General features: G+C 71.6%; 21 protein-coding genes and 1 tRNA gene. 14 read left to right on the forward strand and 8 right to left on the reverse strand.

The annotated features are described in order from the left end of the window. Positions 1 to 646: 646 nt before the first annotated feature. The 3 genes from OG2516_RS06585 to OG2516_RS06595 form a co-directional block, all read right to left on the reverse strand. A tRNA-Arg gene (locus OG2516_RS06585) sits at positions 647 to 723 on the reverse strand. Between the two features lie 55 nt (positions 724 to 778). Further along, positions 779 to 2,122 (reverse strand): lyase family protein, encoded by a 1,344-nt coding sequence (locus OG2516_RS06590; protein ID WP_007254855.1) that lies wholly within the window; start codon positions 2,120 to 2,122, stop codon positions 779 to 781. A gap of 40 nt (positions 2,123 to 2,162) precedes the next feature. Beyond that, positions 2,163 to 2,864 (reverse strand): CDP-alcohol phosphatidyltransferase family protein, encoded by a 702-nt coding sequence (locus OG2516_RS06595; protein WP_007254856.1) that lies wholly within the window; start codon positions 2,862 to 2,864, stop codon positions 2,163 to 2,165. 152 nt (positions 2,865 to 3,016) lie between these two features. Here OG2516_RS06595 and OG2516_RS06600 point away from each other — a divergent pair, with 152 nt between their 5' ends. Continuing rightward, positions 3,017 to 3,733: a DUF484 family protein gene (locus OG2516_RS06600; RefSeq protein WP_040615005.1), complete on the forward strand. Its 717-nt coding sequence runs from the start codon at positions 3,017 to 3,019 to the stop codon at positions 3,731 to 3,733. Continuing rightward, positions 3,730 to 4,644, forward strand: coding sequence for a tyrosine recombinase XerC (locus OG2516_RS06605; protein WP_040615631.1), 915 nt, complete (start codon positions 3,730 to 3,732; stop codon positions 4,642 to 4,644). Before OG2516_RS06600 ends, OG2516_RS06605 begins: the two co-directional genes overlap by 4 nt. Positions 4,645 to 4,659: 15 nt before the next feature. Here the strand turns inward: OG2516_RS06605 and OG2516_RS06610 are convergent, their stop codons facing one another. After that, positions 4,660 to 6,018, reverse strand: a complete 1,359-nt coding sequence (locus tag OG2516_RS06610; protein ID WP_040615006.1) for a FliI/YscN family ATPase — start codon at positions 6,016 to 6,018, stop codon at positions 4,660 to 4,662. 66 nt (positions 6,019 to 6,084) lie between these two features. Here OG2516_RS06610 and OG2516_RS06615 point away from each other — a divergent pair, with 66 nt between their 5' ends. From OG2516_RS06615 to OG2516_RS06650, 8 genes are read left to right on the forward strand one after another with little or no spacing between them, the layout of a single operon-like run. Continuing rightward, positions 6,085 to 6,480, forward strand: a complete 396-nt coding sequence (locus tag OG2516_RS06615; RefSeq protein ID WP_007254860.1) for a flagellar basal body rod protein FlgB — start codon at positions 6,085 to 6,087, stop codon at positions 6,478 to 6,480. Between the two features lie 19 nt (positions 6,481 to 6,499). Then, positions 6,500 to 6,910 (forward strand): flagellar basal body rod protein FlgC, encoded by a 411-nt coding sequence (gene flgC, locus OG2516_RS06620; protein WP_007254861.1) that lies wholly within the window; start codon positions 6,500 to 6,502, stop codon positions 6,908 to 6,910. A gap of 10 nt (positions 6,911 to 6,920) precedes the next feature. Further along, positions 6,921 to 7,250: a flagellar hook-basal body complex protein FliE gene (gene fliE / locus OG2516_RS06625; protein WP_007254862.1), complete on the forward strand. Its 330-nt coding sequence runs from the start codon at positions 6,921 to 6,923 to the stop codon at positions 7,248 to 7,250. A gap of 12 nt (positions 7,251 to 7,262) precedes the next feature. Further along, on the forward strand, positions 7,263 to 7,529 hold the full coding sequence (locus OG2516_RS06630; protein ID WP_007254863.1) for a flagellar biosynthetic protein FliQ: 267 nt from the start codon (positions 7,263 to 7,265) through the stop codon (positions 7,527 to 7,529). After that, complete coding sequence (locus tag OG2516_RS06635) at positions 7,529 to 8,284, forward strand: lysozyme family protein (protein ID WP_007254864.1); 756 nt, start codon at positions 7,529 to 7,531, stop codon at positions 8,282 to 8,284. The genes OG2516_RS06630 and OG2516_RS06635 overlap by 1 nt, the downstream gene beginning before the upstream one ends. A 29-nt stretch (positions 8,285 to 8,313) precedes the next feature. Beyond that, complete coding sequence (flhA, locus tag OG2516_RS06640) at positions 8,314 to 10,371, forward strand: flagellar biosynthesis protein FlhA (protein ID WP_050769152.1); 2,058 nt, start codon at positions 8,314 to 8,316, stop codon at positions 10,369 to 10,371. Positions 10,372 to 10,373: 2 nt separating this feature from the next. After that, positions 10,374 to 11,129, forward strand: coding sequence for a flagellar biosynthetic protein FliR (gene fliR / locus OG2516_RS06645; RefSeq protein ID WP_007254866.1), 756 nt, complete (start codon positions 10,374 to 10,376; stop codon positions 11,127 to 11,129). 16 nt (positions 11,130 to 11,145) lie between these two features. Next, on the forward strand, positions 11,146 to 12,267 hold the full coding sequence (locus OG2516_RS06650; protein WP_007254867.1) for an EscU/YscU/HrcU family type III secretion system export apparatus switch protein: 1,122 nt from the start codon (positions 11,146 to 11,148) through the stop codon (positions 12,265 to 12,267). A gap of 17 nt (positions 12,268 to 12,284) precedes the next feature. Here the strand turns inward: OG2516_RS06650 and OG2516_RS06655 are convergent, their stop codons facing one another. Genes OG2516_RS06655 through OG2516_RS06670 form a run of 4 tightly spaced genes read right to left on the reverse strand, consistent with a single transcriptional unit; the run spans position 12,285 to position 14,843 of the window. Continuing rightward, positions 12,285 to 12,908, reverse strand: coding sequence for a MotE family protein (locus OG2516_RS06655; protein WP_007254868.1), 624 nt, complete (start codon positions 12,906 to 12,908; stop codon positions 12,285 to 12,287). Between the two features lie 4 nt (positions 12,909 to 12,912). Beyond that, positions 12,913 to 13,320, reverse strand: a complete 408-nt coding sequence (locus OG2516_RS18915; RefSeq protein WP_007254869.1) for a hypothetical protein — start codon at positions 13,318 to 13,320, stop codon at positions 12,913 to 12,915. Beyond that, positions 13,298 to 14,248 (reverse strand): flagellar motor switch protein FliM, encoded by a 951-nt coding sequence (locus tag OG2516_RS06665; protein ID WP_007254870.1) that lies wholly within the window; start codon positions 14,246 to 14,248, stop codon positions 13,298 to 13,300. The genes OG2516_RS18915 and OG2516_RS06665 overlap by 23 nt, the downstream gene beginning before the upstream one ends. Positions 14,249 to 14,252: 4 nt before the next feature. Continuing rightward, positions 14,253 to 14,843, reverse strand: coding sequence for a flagellar basal body-associated FliL family protein (locus tag OG2516_RS06670; protein ID WP_040615007.1), 591 nt, complete (start codon positions 14,841 to 14,843; stop codon positions 14,253 to 14,255). A 130-nt stretch (positions 14,844 to 14,973) separates the two neighbouring features. Here OG2516_RS06670 and fliF point away from each other — a divergent pair, with 130 nt between their 5' ends. The 4 genes from fliF to fliP are packed head-to-tail and all read left to right on the forward strand — an operon-like array spanning position 14,974 to position 18,548. Further along, entirely contained in the window at positions 14,974 to 16,662 is a 1,689-nt protein-coding gene (fliF, locus tag OG2516_RS06675) for a flagellar basal-body MS-ring/collar protein FliF (protein ID WP_007254872.1), read from the forward strand. Positions 16,663 to 16,664: 2 nt separating this feature from the next. Next, positions 16,665 to 17,312 (forward strand): FliH/SctL family protein, encoded by a 648-nt coding sequence (locus OG2516_RS06680; RefSeq protein ID WP_007254873.1) that lies wholly within the window; start codon positions 16,665 to 16,667, stop codon positions 17,310 to 17,312. Next, positions 17,305 to 17,703 (forward strand): FliM/FliN family flagellar motor switch protein, encoded by a 399-nt coding sequence (locus OG2516_RS06685; RefSeq protein WP_007254874.1) that lies wholly within the window; start codon positions 17,305 to 17,307, stop codon positions 17,701 to 17,703. Before OG2516_RS06680 ends, OG2516_RS06685 begins: the two co-directional genes overlap by 8 nt. Further along, complete coding sequence (gene fliP / locus OG2516_RS06690) at positions 17,700 to 18,548, forward strand: flagellar type III secretion system pore protein FliP (RefSeq protein ID WP_007254875.1); 849 nt, start codon at positions 17,700 to 17,702, stop codon at positions 18,546 to 18,548. The genes OG2516_RS06685 and fliP overlap by 4 nt, the downstream gene beginning before the upstream one ends. Positions 18,549 to 18,564 lie beyond the last annotated feature (16 nt).

Genomic DNA, 18,564 nt, shown 5'->3' on the forward strand with positions numbered 1-18,564 from the left:
ATTGTCGGCGGACACGGGGCGGAGCCCGTCTTCGCTCAGGGCCCCCTGGACCCGCTCCAGCACGCGCTGTCGGCTGGCGCGATCCGAAGCGGCCGAACCGCGCAGCGTCGCCTCGGCGCCGCTCGGAGCCGAGGGACCGGACGCGCGCGACGGCGCGGAGGCAGCGGACGGCGCGGACGCGACGGACGGCCGGGAGGCGCGTGACGGCCGCGACGGCGCCGAGGCGGCGGACGCGACGGACGGCCGGGAGGCGCGCGACGGCCGCGACGGCGCCGAGGCGGCGGACGGTGCCGACGCCGCGGAGGCGGCGGAGGGTGCGGAGGCCGCAGACGGGGCAGACGCGGCGGAGGCACGCGAGGCGGCAGACGCGGCGGAGGCGCGCGAGGCCTCGCTGGCCCGGGCGGCGGTGGCGAAGAGGGCGGTTCCGGCCGCCGCGGTCTGGAGCATGAGGAAGCCCCGGAGGAAGTGTCGACGCAGCATAGTGTTGATCCTTGATGAAGTCGGATTTTCCCCGCGAGTACAGAGTGCGAAAAGTGTCCTCAAGTTGGCGAGACTTGGACCATGAGCGGATCTCGGCCTGCCCGTCTCCGCGCGACGGATCACCGGGCTGCCGTCGCTCTACCGGGAGAAATCGCAGGCTGCGACTTGGCGATCCCTCGAGGACTCGAACCCCGAACCTGCTGATTAGAAGTCAGCTGCTCTATCCAGTTGAGCTAAGGGACCGCGCTGGCCGCGAGAAAGCGCAGGACCGGCTGAAAATCAAGCCCGATCTCGTTTGTCAGCCGATGGCGGCGGCGCGGGTGCGGGCGGTGGTGGCGAAGGTGCGGGCGTCGGCGGGGGCGGTGCCGAGGTGGGGCGCGGGGGTGAAGAGCCCGTCGAGATGGAAGTCGGGAAACGCCTCGGCGGCGAGGTCGACAAGGGAGCGGCTTTCGGCGGTGACGCGGGCGCAGAGGGCCTCGACGCGGGACTGCGCCTCGGGGCGCGGCATGGCGGTGGCGAGGCGGAAGGAGAGCGCCTCGGCGTAGATCAGGCCGGTGCCGTCGTCGATGTTGGCGCGCATCCGCTCGGGGTCGGGTGCGAGGCCAGCGGCGACCTCGCCGGCGGCGGCGAGGGCGCGGTTCAGGCCGAGGCAGATCTGCGGCAGGCTCAACCACTCGCCGATCCAGGCCGCGCCGTCGCGTTGCTGGCGGTGGACGAGGCCTGCCTGCACCGCGCCGTTAAGCGCGGCGGTGTGGCCGGCGAGCGCGACGAGCAGCGCGGGAAGCACCGGGTTCTGCTTCTGGGGCATCGTCGAGGAGCCTCCGGTGCCGGCGAGGCGGATCTCGCCGAGGCCGGTCTGGGCGAGCAGCACCAGGTCGTCGCCCATCTTCGCGAGTGCGCCCGTCACCTGCGTCGCCCACGTGGAGAGCTCGGCGATCGGCTGGCGATCGCTGTGCCAGGGACCGCCGGGATCGGCGAGCCCCAGCCCCTCGGCTAGGCGGGCGCGCACCTCGGGGCCACGCGGCCCCATCGCCGACAGCGTTCCGGCGGCGCCGGCGAGGCTCACCGTCAGCAGGCCCGCGCGCAGCGGCGCGAGCCGGTCGTGCAGCGCCAGCAGCGGCCGGCCCCAAGCGGCGACGACGGCGCCGAAGGTGGTCGGCGTCGCCGCCTGCCCCCAGGTACGCCCGGCCATGGGCAGCTCCGCGTGCGCCTCCGCCAGCCGTGCCAGCGCCGCGAGCAGGGCGCCGAGGCGGCGCTCGGCGAGGGCGAGCACCTGGCGCAGGCGCAGCACGAGCGCGGTGTCCATGATGTCCTGGCTGGTGGCGCCGAAATGCACCCACTGGGAATGCTCTGGCGCCTGCATCGCGCTGCGGAAGGCCTCGACCAGCGCCGGCACCGGCACGCCGCCCTGCCCTGCCCCGGCGGCAAGGCCGGCCGGGTCGAGCTGCAGCTCGAGCGAGGCGCGATGGATTGCGGCGGCGGCGGTCTCGGGGATCAGCCCGAGCGCGCCCTGCGCGCGGGCGAGCGCGCCCTCCACCAGCAGCATCGCGCGCACCTCGGCGGTGTCGGAGAACAGCTGGGCGGTGTCGCGGTCGGTGACGAGGTCGCGGTAGATCGCGCTATCGAACAGGGAGGCAGCCATGGACCCTGCTCTGCCACCTCCCCGCCGGGATGCGCAAGCCTCAGCGGCTGCGGCGCGCCGGGACGAGCTGCTGCACCGCGCCCGCCGACAGCAGGTAGAGCGTCGTCGCCACGAACAGCACCCGGCCCCAGCCGGCCATGTCGAAGCCCGACCACGCCGACCAGACCGCGAGCAGCGTCCAGACCAGCGCCACCGGCAGCGACACCGCTCGCCAGCGCGCGGTGCGCACCGGGTGGATGAACTTGACCGGCAGGAACATCAGCACCGCCAGCACCACCACGAGCGGCACGATCACCGCGGGCGGCGGGCTCAGGGCGAACAGCACCAGCACCACCATGTTCCAGCAGCCCGGAAAGCCCGAGAACGAATTGTCGCCGGTCTTCATCCGGGTGTCGGCGAAGTAGATGACGCTGGTGTAGGTGATGACGAGGATCACCACCCAGCCCGTCCAGCCCGGCAGCAGGTCCGTCGAGAACAGCGCGTAGGCCGGGATGAAGACATAGGTCAGGTAGTCGATGATCAGGTCCATGAGCACGCCGTCGATCTGCGGCGCGTGGGTGTGGACCTGGTACTTGCGCGCCAGCGGCCCGTCGACGCCGTCGACGACGAAGGCGATGACCAGCCACAGGAACATCGCCGTCCACTCTTCCTGGACGGCGGCGAGCATGGCGAGCATGGCCAGCACGGCCCCGGTCGCGGTGAGCAGGTGGACGCCGAGCGCCGCTTTGCGGACATGTTTCATACCCCCTGTCATGGAGCATCGCAGCCCTGAGGCCAAGCGGCTTCGCCGCCGGCGACGCCCGGGCCACACAGAAGCGGCATCGGCGCGAATGAGGCTAGGCCCGGCCCGCGCCGCTCTGATAGGATCGCCGCCAACAACAAGACGAGAACGGCATGAGCAGCAATTCCCTTATGGACGACGGCGTCCGTGAGCGCATCATCTCCGACCCCGAGGCGCTCCTGGACGACCACGACATCATGCGCGCCCTGGTCGCCGCCAACGAGGCGTCGATGGGCCAGAACATCGTTGATCTGCGCGGGATCGCGATGGAGCGGCTCGAGGCGCGGCTCGACCGGCTCGAGGACACCCACCGCAACGTCATCGCCGCCGCCTACGAGAACCTCGCCGGCACCAACCAGGTCCACCGCGCGGTGCTGCGGCTGCTCGACGCGGTGAAGTTCGAGGAGTTCCTCGCCGGCCTCGGCGGCGAGGTGGCCGACATCCTGCGGGTCGACGCGATGGTGCTGGTGCTCGAGAGCCCCGCCGGCGGCGACAGCGCGCTCTCGGGGCTGGGCGGGGTGCTGCACGTGGCCGAGGCGGGCTTCATCGACCGCTACGTCTCCCCCGGCCGCGCCTCGGCGTTCCGCAGCGTGGTGCTGCGGCAGGTGACGCCCGAGCCCGGCTCGCCCGGCGCCACGCTCTACGGCGACAAGGCGGTGCACGTGCGCTCCGAGGCCTGCATCCGGCTCGATTTCGGCGCCGGGCGGCAGGCCGGCCTGCTCGCGATGGGCAGCGAGGACCCGCACCAGTTCACGCCGCAGCAGGGCACCGACCTGCTCGGCTTCTTCGGCGGCGTCTTCGAGCGCGCCATGCGGCGGTGGCTGTCCTGATCTCCCCGGCGCTCACCGACGCCGCGGAGGCGTGGCTCGCCCACGCCCGCGCGCTCAGGGGCGCCTCGGAGAAGACGATCAACGCCTACCGCACCGACGTGCTGGGCTTTCTCGCGTTCATGGCGGAGCACCACGGCGGCCAGCAGGGGCTGGCTCCGCTGGCGCGGGTCGGGGTGTCGGACATGCGGGCCTGGATGGCGCACGAGCGCGGCCGGGGCGTCTCGGCGCGCTCGCTGGCGCGGGCGCTGTCGGCGGTGAAGGGGTTCTACCGCTGGATCGCCGAGCGCGAGGGGTTCGAGCCGACGGCGGTGCTGTCGACGCGCTCGCCGAAGTTCCAGAAGAAGCTGCCGCGTCCGCTCGCCGTGGATGCCGCGCAGGCGATGATCGACCGGGTCGAGCTGCAGGCCCGCGAGGGCTGGGTCGCGGCGCGGGACGTGGCGGTGGTGACGCTGCTCTACGGCTGCGGGCTGCGCATCTCCGAGGCGCTCGGGCTGACCGGCGCGGCGGTGCCGCTGCCGGAGGTGGTGCGCATCGTCGGCAAGGGCGGCAAGGAGCGGGTGGTGCCGGTCATCGCGCCGGCGCGCGACGCGGTGGACGCCTACGCCAGGCTCTGCCCCCACCCGCTCGAGCCGCACCTGCCGCTGTTTCGCGGGGTACGCGGCGGGGCGCTCAATCCGCGCGCGATCCAGAAGGTGATGGAGCAGGCCCGCCTGCAGCTCGGCCTGCCCGCCACCGCCACGCCCCACGCGCTGCGCCACTCCTTCGCGACGCACCTGCTCGGCGCGGGCGGCGACCTGCGCTCGATCCAGGAACTGCTCGGCCACGCGTCGCTGTCGACGACGCAAGCCTACACCGCCGTCGACACCGCGCGGCTGATGGAGGTCTACGACAAGGCCCACCCCCGCGCCTGAGGCCGGGCCCGGAACTCAGGCCGCCTCGGGCGGCAGGTCGACCTCGATTCCGGCGTCGACCAGCAGCCGGTAGAGGTCGGCGAAGGTCTCGCGCGGCGGCGTCGCCTCGCCCTTGCGCTGACCGAGATAGGCGGCGACCGGGTCGGCGAAGCGGATCGCGGCGTCGGTCTCGGGGTCGCTGCCGGGGCGGTAGGCGCCGATGCGCACCAGCTCCTCCATGTCGCCGTAGCGGCCGAGGGCGCGGCGGGCGGCGCTGAGGATGGCGAACTCGTCGGGGCCGTGGCAATCGGGCAGCATCCGGCTCACGCTGCGCTGCAGGTCGATCGCCGGGTAGCGGCCGCGCTCGGCGATGCGGCGGTCGAGGATGACGTGGCCGTCGGTGATGCCGCGCACGCTGTCGGCGACCGGCTCCTCCATGTCGCTGCCCTCCACCAGCACGGTGAACAGCGCGGTGATGTCGCCCTGCCCGTCGCAGCCCGGCCCGGCCCGCTCGAGCAGCCGGGGCAGCTCGGCGAAGACCGTGGGCGGGTAGCCGCGCGAGGTCGGGGGCTCGCCGCCGGAGAGGCCGATCTCGCGCTGCGCGGTGGCGAAGCGGGTGATCGAGTCGAGCAGCAGCAGCACCTGCTTGCCCCGGTCGCGGAAGTGCTCGGCCACGGCCATCGCCGTCCAGGCGGCCTGGCGGCGCATCAGCGGCGGCTCGTCGCCCGTCGCCACCACCAGCACGGCGCGGGCCAGACCCTCTGGGCCGAGATCGGCCTGGATGAAATCCTGCACCTCGCGGCCGCGCTCGCCGATCAGCCCGACCACGATCACGTCGACGTCGGCGTTGCGCGCGAGCATCGCCATCAGGGTCGACTTGCCGACGCCGGAGCCGGCGAAGACGCCCATCCGCTGGCCCCGGCACAGTGGGGTGAAGGCGTCGAAGGCGCGGATGCCGGTCTCGAGGCGCGCACCGACGCGGCGGCGGTCGAAGGCGGGGGGCGGACCGGCCCGCACGGCGCGGGGGCTGCGGCCCTCGGGCAGCGGCCCGGCGCGGTCGAGAGGGCGGCCGAGCGGGTCGACGACGCGGCCGATCCAGCCGTCGCAGGGCCGCACCCGCTCGCCTTGCGGGCTGACCTCGACCTGGTCGCCCGCGACGATGCCGTCCCACGTGCCGAAGGGGAGGATGTGGCTGCCCGCGCCATCGACGCCGACCACCTCGCCGAGCACCGCCCCGCCGGCGCCCAGCACCCGGCAGCGCTGGCCGATGCCGATGGCGCGCTCGAGCCCGGTGGCGGTCAGCAGCAGGCCGCGCACGGAGCTCACCCGGCCGATGATCCGGGTCGTCTCCATGCCTCTCGCCGTGCTCGTCAGCTCGGAAAATACGGTCTGCATGAATACATTCCCGTTGATCTTTACGCTATACATGTTAATCCTTGTTTAACGGAAAGGAAATACCGGATGACGCTCGAAGCCATGTCCTTCTTCCGGATCGCCTCACAGCGCATGCAATGGCTCGGCACGCGCCAGCAGGTCGTCTCCGAGAACATCGCCAACGCCGACACCCCCGGCTACCGCGCCCGCGACGTCTCCCCGTTCGAGTCGATGGTGACGCGCTCCGACGCCGGCTCCGGCCCCGCCGTGAGCAACCCGGCCCACATCACCGGCAGCGGCCGGGGCGCGGCCGTCGACGTGCGCGAGGACGAGGGGACGTGGAACGTCAGCCTCGACGGCAACACCGTCGTGCTAGAGGAACAGTCGATCAAGGCCAGCGAGATCTCCGAGAACTACCGCCTCGCCGCGCAGCTCTACCGCAAGGGCTACGAGCTGCTCGGCCTGGCGGCGTCGAGCAAGTAGGTAGCCCGGGAGCACGCCCATGGACCCGTTGAAATCGATCACCTCCATCGCCGCCAGCGGGATGCACGCCCAGGGGCAGCGGCTGCGCATCGTGGCCGAGAACGTCGCCAACGCCGACAGCCGCGGCACGACGCCGGGCGCCGATCCCTACCGGCGCAAGACCGTGTCGTTCGAGGAGATGATCGACCGCGAGAGCGGCGCGGCGCTGGTCAAGGTCGGCGAGATCGGCCGCGACACCACCGACTTCACCCTCGTCCACGATCCGGCCCACCCGGCCGCCGACGAGAACGGCTTCGTCAAGGTGCCCAACGTCAACGCCATCATCGAGATGACGAACATGCGCGAGGCGGCCCGCAGCTACGAGGCGAACATGAACATGTACGAGGCCGGGCGCGCGATGCGCCAGCAGATCCTCGACCTGCTGAAATAGGGGCTGAGCGATGAGCGACTTCACCTCCATCGTCTCCACCAACGCGGTCCGCGGCGCCTATCGCAGCGCCCAGACGCTCAACGGCGAGCGGCCCCCCCTCGCCGAGGGCCAGGCCGCCAAACCCGACAGCTTCTCCAGCTTCGTGCAGACCGCCGCCACCGACGCCGTCGGCACGGTGCGCGAGGCGGACGCGGCGATGAAGGCGGGGGTGACCGGCGAGATGGACACCCAGGCTGTCGTCGAGGCGACGCTGGCGCTGGAATCCACGGTCAAGGTCGCGGTCTCGGTGCGCGACAAGGTCGTCGAGGCCTACCAGCAAGTGATGCAGATGCCGATCTAGGGAGGCTCCCGGGTGAGCGCCGCCGACATCTACGCCGTCCTCTCCGACGCGATCCTTGCGGTGCTCCTCGCGTCGGCCCCGGTGCTCGTGGTCGCGCTCGTCGTGGGCCTCGGCATCGCGCTGTTTCAGGCGCTGACGCAAATCCAGGAGATGACGCTGACCTTCGTGCCCAAGATCGTCGCCATCTTCGTGGCGCTGCTGGCCTCCCTGCCCTTCGTCTACGCCACGCTCGAGGGGCTGTCCGACACGGTCTTCGACCTGATCGTCAGCGGGTTCTGATGCTTCGTCGCGCTCTCGCCCTCGCCGCCGCCCTCCTCGCCGCCTCGCCCGCCGCGGCCTGGAACCTGTTCGGCACCCGCTCCGCGGCCCCCGCCACCGCCGTCGCGCCGGCGGGCGACGCGGGGCTCTGCGTGCGCGAGATCCTGATCGCGCAGGAGCGCTACGGCATCCCCGACAACCTGCTGCTGGCCATCGGGCTGCAGGAGGCCGGCGTGACCCATCAGGGCCGGCTGACGGTCTGGCCGTGGGCGGTGAACGCCGCCGGCGAGGGGCGGATCTTCCAGTCGCCGCAGGACGCGCTCGGCTGGATCCGCAGCCGGCAGGCGGCGGGCGTGGAGTCGATCGACGTCGGCTGCATGCAGATCAACCTGCGCTGGCACCCGGACGCCTTCACCTCGGCCAGGCAGGGCTTAGACGCGGCCGTCAACGTCGACTACGCCGCCCGCTTCCTGGTGCGGCTGCACGGGCAGACCGGCGACTGGCTGACGGCGGCGGGCTCCTACCATTCCTTCACGCCGGACAAGCGCGAGATCTACCTCGCCTCCCTCACCCGCAACATCGCCGTCGCCAACGAGCGCGCCCCCGCCCTCGCCGCGCTGGCCGGCGCCGCGCCCCCGGCGGCGGCGCGGCTCGCCGAGGCGCCGGCCGGTCCGGGCATCGCCTGGTCGACCGCCCGCGACGGCGCGCGGGTCAGCATCTACTCGGCGCAGGGGCTCCAGCCCGTTCTGCCCGCCTTCGCGCGAGCCCCCTCGTGAGCGCGCCCGGCACCACCAGCGGCCGGCAGATGCTGTCCTTCGGCCTGAACAACCGCGACACCGCCTTCGCCGTCGGCGTGGCGCTGGTGCTGGGGATGCTGTTCGTCCCCCTGCCCCCGGCGGTGCTCGACCTCGCGCTGGCCTGCTCGCTATCGGTCAGCGTGCTGATCCTGATGGTCGCGCTCTGGATCCCGAAGCCTCTGGAGTTCAACTCGTTCCCGACGCTGCTGCTCGTGGTGACGATGCTGCGGCTGTCGCTCAACGTCTCCTCCACCCGGCTGATCCTGAGCGAGGGCCACACCGGCACCCACGCCGCCGGCGGCGTGATCGAGGGCTTCTCGCGCTTCATCGTGGGCGGCGACTTCATCATCGGGATCGTGATCTTCGCGATCCTCGTCGTCATCAACTTCGTCGTCATCACCAAGGGCTCGACCCGCATCGCCGAGGTCTCGGCGCGGTTCTCGCTCGACGCGATGCCGGGCAAGCAGATGGCGATCGACGCCGATCTCGGCTCCGGCCTGATCGACGAGGCGCAGGCCAAGGCGCGGCGCAAGGAGCTCGAGGACGAGAGCGGCTTCTTCGGGGCGATGGACGGTGCCTCGAAGTTCGTGCGCGGCGACGCGGTGGCGGGGATCATCATCACGCTGATCAACGTGGTCGGCGGCATCCTGATCGGCGTGCTCAGCCACGGCATGAGCCTCGGGGCGGCGGCCAACAACTACACCGTGCTCACCATCGGCGACGGGCTGGTGACGCAGATCCCGGCGCTGATCGTGTCGCTCGCGGCGGGCCTGATCGTCACCAAGGGCGGCACCGTGGGCGCGGTCAACGAGGCAATCCTGTCCCAGCTCGGCCGGTTTCCCAAGGCGATGTTCATGGCCGCCGGCCTGCTGGCGATGATCGGGCTGCTGCCGGGCTTTCCGACGCTGGTGTTCTTCGCGCTCTCCGCCGCGCTGGTCGGGCTCGGCATCGTCATGCGCCGCCACGCCGCCGACGAGGCCGACCGGGGCGCGCGCGAGGCGGCGGCGGCCGAGCAGGCGGAGGCGAAGGGCGAGGACAGCGTGCAGGACAAGATGCGGATCGACGACCTGCGGCTCGACCTCGGCGCCAACCTCGTGCCGCTGCTGACCCGCCCCGACGCGGCGCTGCCGGGCAAGATCAAGAGCCTGCGCAACCTCTTCGCGCAGGATTTCGGCTTCGTGCTGCCGCCGGTGCGGATCAAGGACGAGGCCGCCCTGCCCTCCAACAGCTACGCCATCCTCGTGCAGGGCGTGGAGGCCGCGCGCGGCGAGCTGCGCGCCAACGCGATGATGGTGATCAACCCCGCCGGCAGCGACATCGACCTGCCCGGCGAGCGCACCCGCGAGCCGACGTTCGGCCTCGACGCGGTGTGGATCGATCCGAGCCAGGTCGATCTGGCCGAACAGAAGGGCTACACGGTCGTCGACCCCGAGAGCGTCGCGACCACCCACCTCACCGAGGTCATCAAGGAGCACATGCCCGAGCTGCTGACCTACGGCGCGGTGCAGGACCTCGTCGAGGGGCTCGAGCGCAGCTACCAGAAGCTCGTCTCCGACATCTCCGCCCCGACGCCGCAGATCCTGCTCCAGCACGTGCTGCAATCGCTGCTGACGGAGCGCGTCTCGATCCGCAACCTGCCGCTGATCGTCGAGGCCGTCGCCGAGATCACCCGCCAGACCAGCAACGTCACGATGGTCACCGAGCACGTCCGCCAGAAGCTCGCCAACCAGATCTGCCGCGCGCTGATGGACCCGCAGGGCTTCGTGCCGGTCATCACGCTGTCGGCGGCGTGGGATCGCGAGTTCAGCGAGTCGGTGCGCGTCAACGGCGACCAGCGCAACTTCCTGATGTCGCCGCAGCGGGTGCAGGAGTTCATCCTCGCCGCCCGCAAGGTGATCCAGACCTTCGCCCAGCGCGACGAATGGCCGGCCCTGATGGTCGGCCCCGAGGTGCGCAGCAACGTGCGCGGCATGATGGAGCGGGTGAGCCCGATGACGCCGGTCATCAGCCACGCCGAGATCCACCGCAAGGCGTCGCTGCGCACCGTCGGCACCGTCGAGACCTGACGATGTCGCTCGAGGAGATCCTTCTCGGGCAGCTCGGCGGCTACATCCTCGCCTTTGCCCGCATCGGCGCGATCTTCGTGTTCATGCCGGGCTTCGGCGAGCGCCCGGTGCCGGCGCGGTTCCGGCTGTTCATGGCCTTGGCGGTCGCGCTGGCGCTGTACCCGGCCACCGGGATCGAGCCGGTGACGCTCGACGCCCCGGTCGCCTTCCTCGGCCTGCTGGCGCTGGAGGTGACGATCGGGCTCTGGATCGGGCTGACGGCGCGGATCGTGATGTCGGCGCTGCAATTCGCCGGCTACCAGATCGGCTACGTCGCGGGCCTGTCGAACGCGCTCGCGCCGACCACCGGGCAGTTCGAGGGCGCGACGATGGTGGCCGGGGCGCTGATGATGGCGGCGACGGCGCTGATCTTCGCCACCGACCTGCACCACCTCATCATCCGCGCCCTGCTCACCTCCTACGAGGTGTTCCCCGTCGGCCGGATCATGCCCGGCGACCTGGCCGCGCAGACCGTAGCGGCGGTCGGGGCGAGCTTCTACGTCGGGCTGGCGCTGTCGGTGCCGTTCTACGTCATGGGCATCGTGCTCAACGTCGGCCTCGGCCTCGCCAACCGGATGATGCCGACGCTGCCGGTGTTCTTCGTCGCCGGGCCGGTGCTGATCGCGTCGGGCCTGATCGTGCTGCTTGCGGCGGCGCCCACGATGCTCGATCACCACCTGCAGGAGCTGGCCGCCTGGCTGGAAACCTTCCGCTTCTGATCACGGAGGCCCCGCGTTGGCCGAAGACGAGGACAAGCATTCCAAGACAGAGCAGCCGTCCGAGCGGAAGCTCAAGAAGGCGCGCGACAAGGGCGACGTCCCGGCCTCGCGCGAGACCGGCACCGCAATGGTGGTGTTCTCGCTGATGCTGCTGTCGGCATTCCTGATCCCGAGCGTCGGCTCCGGGCTCGTCGCCGCGCTCGGCGCGCTGATCGACGTCGCCGGCCAGGTCGAGATCGACAGCGGCCGGGCCGGCCTCGCCGACGTCTCGGCGCTCAGCTCCGAGCTGACGGGCCAGGTCGGCCGGGTGCTCGCGCCGCTGTTCCTGCTGATGATCGTCGGCGCGCTGTTCGGCGTGCTGATCCAGGGCGAGACGGTTGTGTCGCTCGAGCGCATCCGGCCGAAATACAGCAAGATTTCGCCCCTCGGCGGCGTCAAGCGGCTGTTCTCGGCCGACATGATCGTCGAGTTCCTGAAGAACACGCTCAAGGTCGTCATCGTCGCCGCCATCGGCACCTGGATCGCGCGGCGCGCGGTATCGCAGGTCTGGATGGGCAGCCTGGCGCCCGAGGCCCTGCCCGGCTTCGTGCGCGGCGAGGTGACGGCGATGCTGATGGCGACGGCGGCGCTGCTGGTGCCTTTCGCCATCGCCGACATCCTGTGGAAGCGCGCGCAGTGGACGAAGAAGCAGCGGATGAGCCTCAAGGAGGTGCGCGACGAGCACAAGGAGACCGAGGGCGACCCGTTCATCAAGCAGAAGCGCACCGACATCCGCCGCGAGCGGGCGCGCCAGCGCATCGCGACCGCCGTGCCCAAGGCGACCGTCATCATCACCAACCCGACCCACTTCGCCGTCGCCCTGCGCTACCAGCCGGGCGTGGACCAGGCGCCGGTCTGCGTCGCCAAGGGCGCCGACCACGTCGCGGCGCGCATCCGCGAGCTCGGCCGCGAGAACGACATCCCGATCCTCGAGAACAAGCCGCTCGCGCGCAGCCTGCACGCCGTCGCCGAGATCGACGCGGTGGTGCCCGTCGAGCACTGGCAGGCGCTGGCGGAGATCATCAGCTGGGTGATGGACCTCAAGCGCAACGTGCGCCGCGCGCCGCCCGCGGGATCGGGGCTGCGCGAGGAGCCGTGACGGTCAGGCGGTAAGGGTCACTCGACGCGGATGTCGTCGAGGCGCTGGTCGCCCGGCAGGCGCGCGCGCTCGAAGATGATGCGCGAGATGGCCTGGGCGCGCACCGGGGTGAGCTGGGCCATGATCGGCGCCGCGTCGCGCTCTTCCATCGCGCCGAGCAGCGTCACCGTCACCTCGAGGTCGAGCTCGTCCATGATCGCCGCGGCCTCCTGCGGCTTCATGTTGCGGTAGAGGTTGATGAGCCGCCCGAGATCGCCGTTGTGGGCGGCCTCGACCTGCGCCAGCACCCGCTCCAGCTCCGCCTTCAGCTCGTTGAGCTGGGCGGCCTCGATGCTCAGCTGCTCGCGCGCGAGGTCGACCTCGGCGCGGCGGCGGGCGATGTCCTCGCGCTGCTCGGCGAGCAGGTCGCGCTCCTGGGCGATGGCCTGGAAGATCTCGTCGGGGGCCTCGCAGACCGCCGGCTCGGCGGCGGCGGCGGGCACGACGGGCGCGGGCGCCGTCTCCTCGGCCTCGGCGCCCGCCGCCTCGGCGGCGGCGATGAAGTCGATGCCGAGGTCCGGCACCGCGCCCTGGAGCGACAGCCCGGCCTTCAGCGCACCGACCGAGGCCAGCGAGATCAGCAGAAGGCGGAACTTGCTCACGGGATCAGGCCTCGCTGCGGCGGGTGGTGTCGAAGAACTGACGCACCAGGTCGGACTTCGCCGCCGGGCGCGCGGGCTGCGGCGCGGCGCGCGCGGGCGCCTCCGGCTTGGCCCTTGCCTGCGCCTGCGGCTGCGGCGCGGCCTGCTTGGCGGCGACGCGCTTGCTCACCGCGCCGATACGGTGCCCGACGGGACGGCGCGCCTGGCTCTGGGCGGCGTCGGTCGCCTCCTTCAGCGCGCTCACGGAGGTCTGCGACTTGTCCACCGCGTCGGAAAACTGGCCCACCATCGGCCCAAGTTCGGCGAGTGCCGACATCAGCCGTCGCAGCCGGCGGTCGACGAAGTAGGCGTAGCCCAGCGTCCCCGCGAGGAGCAGCAGGATCAGGGTATCAATCAGTTGCGAAATCGGCATCGTCGGCCTCCGTTCCGGTGTCTTCCTCGATCAGCCGCAGGGCGACCTGCCCCGTCGCGCGGCGGCCCATCTGGCCGCGAAACATCCTGCGCTCGCCGCAGACCACGTCGACCGGCTGTTCGGCGCTGATGCCCAGGTCGATCGTCTGGCCCTTGCGCCAGCCCAGCGCCTCCTGGACCGGTACCCGCAGGCGGTGCAGCGACGCGGTCAGGGTGACGGTGGTGTCCTCGATCTTCTCCTCGAGATCCTTGCGCCAGCTCGTGTCGCCGCCGATCTTGCCGCCGAGGAACGGCTGGTTGAGGACCGGGCGGACCGTGTCGAGGGCGGTGTAGGGAATGAGGAAGTAGAGCGCCCCGCCGCGCTCGCCGACGGTCAGGTCGAGCGTGACCCAGACGGCCGGGCTGCCGCTCGGGGCGATGGCGATGGTCTCGGGGGCGCTCTCGAGGCTGTCGATCTCGAAGCTCACCTCGCTGAGCTGGCGGAAGCTCTGGGAGAACTCATCGAGGATCATCCGCGCCAGCCGGCCGCCGAAGCGGCGCTCGATGGCGGTGAAGCTGCGCGGCTTCCACAGCTGCCTGCCCCGGCCTTCGCGCCCGCCGAGCATCACCTCGAGCACCGAGAACAGCAGGTCGGGCGACAGCGTCATCAGCACGTTGCCGCTCCAGGGCGTCGCGGTGGTCAGCGCCGAGAGCGACGGCGCGGGCAGGCCGGAGAGGGCCGTGCCGCAGGTGACGTAGTCGAAGCTGCGCAGGGTCACGTCGAACGGCATCCCCGAAAAGCTCTTCATCGCCGAGGCGAGCGCCATCACGTAGCGGTCGAACACCACCTCGAGCATCGGCATCCGCTCGAAGTTGAGCGACGACAGCCGAATGATCTGCTCCTCGACCGTTTCGGCGCCGTCTTCCGGCTGGGGGGCGTGGGCGTTCATTGGGTCACTGGATGATCAGGTCGGAGACGAGGATTTCCTGCGGCGCGTCGCCGCCGACGACGGCGCGGGCGCGGCGCAGCAGTTCGGCCTTGAGCCGGTGCAGGCCGAGGCTGCCCTCGAGCTCGGTCTCCGACAGCTGGCGCAGGTAGTCCTGGAAGGTGTCGCGCAGGAACAGGGTGCGGGCCTCCAGCTCGTCCGCCCCCGGCGCGGCGGGGTCGTAGACGATGGCGACGTTGACCTTGAGGAAGCGCGTGGTGAGGCGGCCGCTCGCGGAGGCGGAGGTGACGTTGACGATCATCTCGTCGAGATGGTGCAGCGCCTGCTCCGCGCCCGTGCCGGTCCCCGTGCCGCCGTAGCCGTCCTGCGTGCCGTGCCCGTCGTCGGCGGGCTCCGCGCCGTGGTCGGCGGCCTCGTCGGCCGGCGGGGCGTCGCCCGAGGCCAGCGCGCGCAGCCCGTCGAGCCCCGCGCCGGCGACCAGGCCGCCGGCCAGGGCCGCGCAGCACAGGGCGGCCACGAGGAGAAGGCCGCCTGCCCGGCTGCCTTTCCTTGCTTCCGCCGCGATATCCGTGCTGCTCGCCGCCATGTCGAAGTTCACTCCGCTTCTTGTGGTGGACCATTGCAGCACCCCGCCAGATTTTCAAGTATAGAATAAGACCTAGCAGTTGCTTTTCATGTGGAAGCGTGCTGTCTCTACATGGACAGGCAAGAATAATATTTGGCGAACCGTGCAGTCCATCATCAACAACCTGATGTCTCTGGGCCAGAGACGCCTCATCGCGCTCGCCGCGACCGGCATCGGCCTGACGGCCGCGTTGCTGCTGGGCGTCGGCGCCGTGCTCGCGCCCACCTACGCGCCGCTCTACAGCGGTCTCTCCCCCTCCGGCGCGGCGCAGGTGGTCGGCACCCTCGAGCAGGCCGGCTTCCGCGTCGACGTCTCCGCCGACGGCACGATGGTCAGCGTCCCCGATTCCGACCTCGCCCGCGCCCGCATGGCGCTCGCCGACCAGGGCCTACCCGACGAGGGCGTGCCGGGTTGGGAGCTGTTCGACAACTCGACCGGCCTCGGCATGAACAGCTTCATGCAGCGCATCAACAGGCTGCGCGCGCTCGAGGGCGAGCTGGCCCGCAGCATCCAGACCATCGATGCCGTCGACAGCGCCCGCGTCCACCTCGTCCTGCCCGAGCGCGAGGCCTTCTCGCGCGCCCGGCCCGAGCCCAGCGCCTCGGTCATCGTGCGCGCCTCCGGGCGCAGCGAGATCGGCCGCAACCAGGCCCGCGCGATCCGCAACCTCGTCGCCGCCGCCGTGCCCGATCTCGCCCCCTCGCGGGTGACGGTGCTGTCGGCGAGCGGCGAGACGATCCTCGCCGACGACGGCGAGCCGGGCAGCGACGTGTCGCTGCAGTCGGTGCGCGCCTCGCTCGAGGACCGGATGTCGCGCAGCATCGACCAGATCCTCTCGGCCCGGGTCGGCGCCGGCAACGCGCGGGTGCAGGTCAGCGTAGACCTGACGACCGAGCGGCAGGTGATCCTGCAGCAGAGCTACGACCCCAACCAGCGCGTCGTGCGCTCCACCGAGACCCGCAACGAGACGGTCGAGGACACTCAGGCCGGGCAGGACCAGGTCGACGCCGCCGGCAACCTGCCCGAGGCGCTCGGCGGCGAGGCCGAGGGCAGCACCGGCGCGCGCAGCAACCGCACCGCGGCCGACGAGATCGTCAACTACGAGATCGGCTCCACCCGCAGCGAGGTGATCCGCGAGCCCGGCGACGTCGAGAAGATCTCCGTCGCGGTGCTGGTCAACGGCATCTACAACCGCCTGCCCAACGGCGACGTGGAGTACGAGGAGCGCCCGCCCGAGGAGATCGAGCGGCTGACCCGGCTCGTTGAGAGCGCCGTCGGCTACGACGCCCAGCGCGGCGACACTGTCTCCGTCGAAAGCCTGCGGTTCATGGATTACTCGATGGAGCTCGGCGACGGCACCGGCGGCGGGATCGGGCAGTTGCTGCTCGGCAACGCGAGCGCCGCGATGCGCGGGCTGTTCGCCATCGGCATCGTCGCGCTGGTGATGCTGTTCGGTGTGCGCCCGCTCGCCACCCGGCTCACCGCCCGGCAGGAGCCCGACGGCCTCATCGCCCAGTCCCCCGACGGCGCGCCGCTGCCGGCGGTGCGCCCCGCCGAGGCCGCGCCCGGCGCGCCGCGCCCCGCCGCCGGCGCCGGCGCGGAGGGGGTCTCGGCGATGCCCGATGCGGAGCTCTACGATCCGCTGCGCGGCGCGCAGGGCGAGTACGTCAACCTCGCCGCCGTCAACGGCAGCGTGCAGCGCAACCGCCTGCAGGCGATCGGCGAGCTGGTCGAGGTCGAGCCGGCCGAGTCGCTGCGGGTGCTGCGCACCTGGCTGGCGCAGGAGGCCTGACGATGACCCTCGAGCCCCTGCTCTTCCGCAATTTCGACGAACCCGCCGAGGCCCCCGACGCGCCGCCCGCCTACGACGCCCAGGAGCTCGAGGCGGCGCGCCAGGCGGCCTATGCCGAGGGCGTCGCGGCCGGGCGGCAGGCGGCGTTCGAGGAGGCGGCGCAGTCGCTGCAGGCGCGCGAGGCGGCCACCCTCGCCTGCCTCGATGCGCGCCTCGGCACCCTCGTCTCGGAGGCCGGTGCGCACCGGGCGGCGCTCGAGGAGCAGATGCTCGATTTCGTGCTCTCCGTCGCCGAGCAGGTGCTGCCGGAATACGTCGCCGCGCACGGGCCCGCGCGGGTCGAGGCGGAGCTGGTGCGCACCATCCGCCTCGCCCTCGGCAGCCCGCTGCTGCGCGTGGTCGTCGCGCCCGACACCGCGCCGAAGGTCGGCGCCCGGCTCGAGGCCGCGGCCGCCGCGCACGATTACCGGGGCCGCCTCGAGGTCGGCACCGACGAGCGCCTCGCGCCGGGCGAGGCCACCGCCGCCTGGGAGACCGGGTTCATGGAATACAGCTACCCCGACGTCTGCGACCGGATCCTCGCCGCCCTGCGCGGCCGACGTCCCGCCGCCGACCGGTCCACCCCCAGCAGGAGCCACGCCGATGCCTGACCCCAAGACGGACAAGCCCTCCCCCGACACGGCCGCCCCGGGGCAGCCCGACGACACGCTGCTGCCCGAGCTGGAGGCTCCGGAGGAGCAGACCGTGCTCGAGAACATGGTCGGCGAGCAGGTGAACGGCGACGGCGGGCGCAGCATCGAGGCGATGCTCAACGTCGGCCTCGAGGTCAACATCGTGCTCGGCCGCTCACGGATGCCGATCTCGCAGCTGCTCAAGCTCAGCCGCGGCTCGATCATCGAGCTCGACAAGCGCATCGGCGAGCCGGTGGACATGATCGTCAGCGACCGCCTCGTGGCGCGCGGCGATCTGGTGCGGGTCGGCGACAACCGCGTCGGCGTCACCCTCACGGAGATCGTGAAGGACTTCGTCAGCGACACATGATGCCCCTCCGCCCCGGCCTCCCCTCGCGCGCACCCGCCGCCACTCTTGCCGCCGCCACGCTGCTCCTGCTCGTGGCCGGTCCGGCGGCCGCGCAGGACGGCGGGGAGCTGCTCGGGGCGATCTCGGACGCGCTGAGCGACCAGCCCGCCGGGGCCGACGGCACGTCGGAGCTGTCGGGCCGCATCCTCCAGCTCATCGCGCTGATCACCGTGCTCAGCCTCGCGCCGGGGCTGCTGATCGTGATGACGAGCTTCACCCGCTTCGTCATCGTGTTCTCGATCCTGCGCTCGGCGCTCGGGCTCAACCAGACGCCGCCGAACGTGGTGCTCACGAGCATGGCGCTGTTCATGACGTTCTTCGTGATGCAGCCCGTCTTCGAGGACGCCTGGGAGGACGGGCTGCAGCCGCTGATGTCGAACGCCATCACCGAGGAGCAGGCCGTCGAGCGGATCGCCGACCCGTTCAAGACCTTCATGTTCGCCAACACCCGCCCCGTCGATCTCGACCTTTTCCGCGAGATCGCCGCGCGGGCCGGCGGCGACGACGCGGGCGCGATCGAGCTGCCGCCGCCCGAGACGGCCGCCGACGCGAGCTGGCGCGAGCTGGTCCCGGCCTTCATGATCTCCGAGCTGCGCCGCGCCTTCACCATCGGCTTCCTGATCTTCCTGCCCTTCATCGCCATCGACCTGATCGTCGCCTCGATCCTGATGAGCGCCGGCATGATGATGCTGCCGCCGGTGCTGATCTCGCTGCCGTTCAAGGTGATCTTCTTCGTGCTGATCGACGGCTGGCACATGCTCGCCGGAAGCCTTATCGAATCCTACCTGCCCGCCGCCGGCGGCTGACGAGACAGAGAGAGGA

This window comes from Oceanicola granulosus HTCC2516, from assembly GCF_000153305.1.
Lineage (GTDB): Bacteria > Pseudomonadota > Alphaproteobacteria > Rhodobacterales > Rhodobacteraceae > Oceanicola > Oceanicola granulosus.

Coding starts and splice junctions, on each gene's coding strand:
- OG2516_RS06590 (WP_007254855.1), bottom strand. CDS start 2,122: ATGGCTGCCTCCCTGTTCGATAGCGCGATCTACCGCGACCTCGTCACC.
- OG2516_RS06595 (WP_007254856.1), bottom strand. CDS start 2,864: ATGAAACATGTCCGCAAAGCGGCGCTCGGCGTCCACCTGCTCACCGCG.
- OG2516_RS06600 (WP_040615005.1), top strand. CDS start 3,017: ATGAGCAGCAATTCCCTTATGGACGACGGCGTCCGTGAGCGCATCATC.
- OG2516_RS06610 (WP_040615006.1), bottom strand. CDS start 6,018: ATGCAGACCGTATTTTCCGAGCTGACGAGCACGGCGAGAGGCATGGAG.
- OG2516_RS06615 (WP_007254860.1), top strand. CDS start 6,085: ATGACGCTCGAAGCCATGTCCTTCTTCCGGATCGCCTCACAGCGCATG.
- flgC (WP_007254861.1), top strand. CDS start 6,500: ATGGACCCGTTGAAATCGATCACCTCCATCGCCGCCAGCGGGATGCAC.
- fliE (WP_007254862.1), top strand. CDS start 6,921: ATGAGCGACTTCACCTCCATCGTCTCCACCAACGCGGTCCGCGGCGCC.
- OG2516_RS06635 (WP_007254864.1), top strand. CDS start 7,529: ATGCTTCGTCGCGCTCTCGCCCTCGCCGCCGCCCTCCTCGCCGCCTCG.
- flhA (WP_050769152.1), top strand. CDS start 8,314: ATGCTGTCCTTCGGCCTGAACAACCGCGACACCGCCTTCGCCGTCGGC.
- fliR (WP_007254866.1), top strand. CDS start 10,374: ATGTCGCTCGAGGAGATCCTTCTCGGGCAGCTCGGCGGCTACATCCTC.
- OG2516_RS18915 (WP_007254869.1), bottom strand. CDS start 13,320: ATGCCGATTTCGCAACTGATTGATACCCTGATCCTGCTGCTCCTCGCG.
- OG2516_RS06665 (WP_007254870.1), bottom strand. CDS start 14,248: ATGAACGCCCACGCCCCCCAGCCGGAAGACGGCGCCGAAACGGTCGAG.
- OG2516_RS06680 (WP_007254873.1), top strand. CDS start 16,665: ATGACCCTCGAGCCCCTGCTCTTCCGCAATTTCGACGAACCCGCCGAG.
- OG2516_RS06685 (WP_007254874.1), top strand. CDS start 17,305: ATGCCTGACCCCAAGACGGACAAGCCCTCCCCCGACACGGCCGCCCCG.
- fliP (WP_007254875.1), top strand. CDS start 17,700: ATGATGCCCCTCCGCCCCGGCCTCCCCTCGCGCGCACCCGCCGCCACT.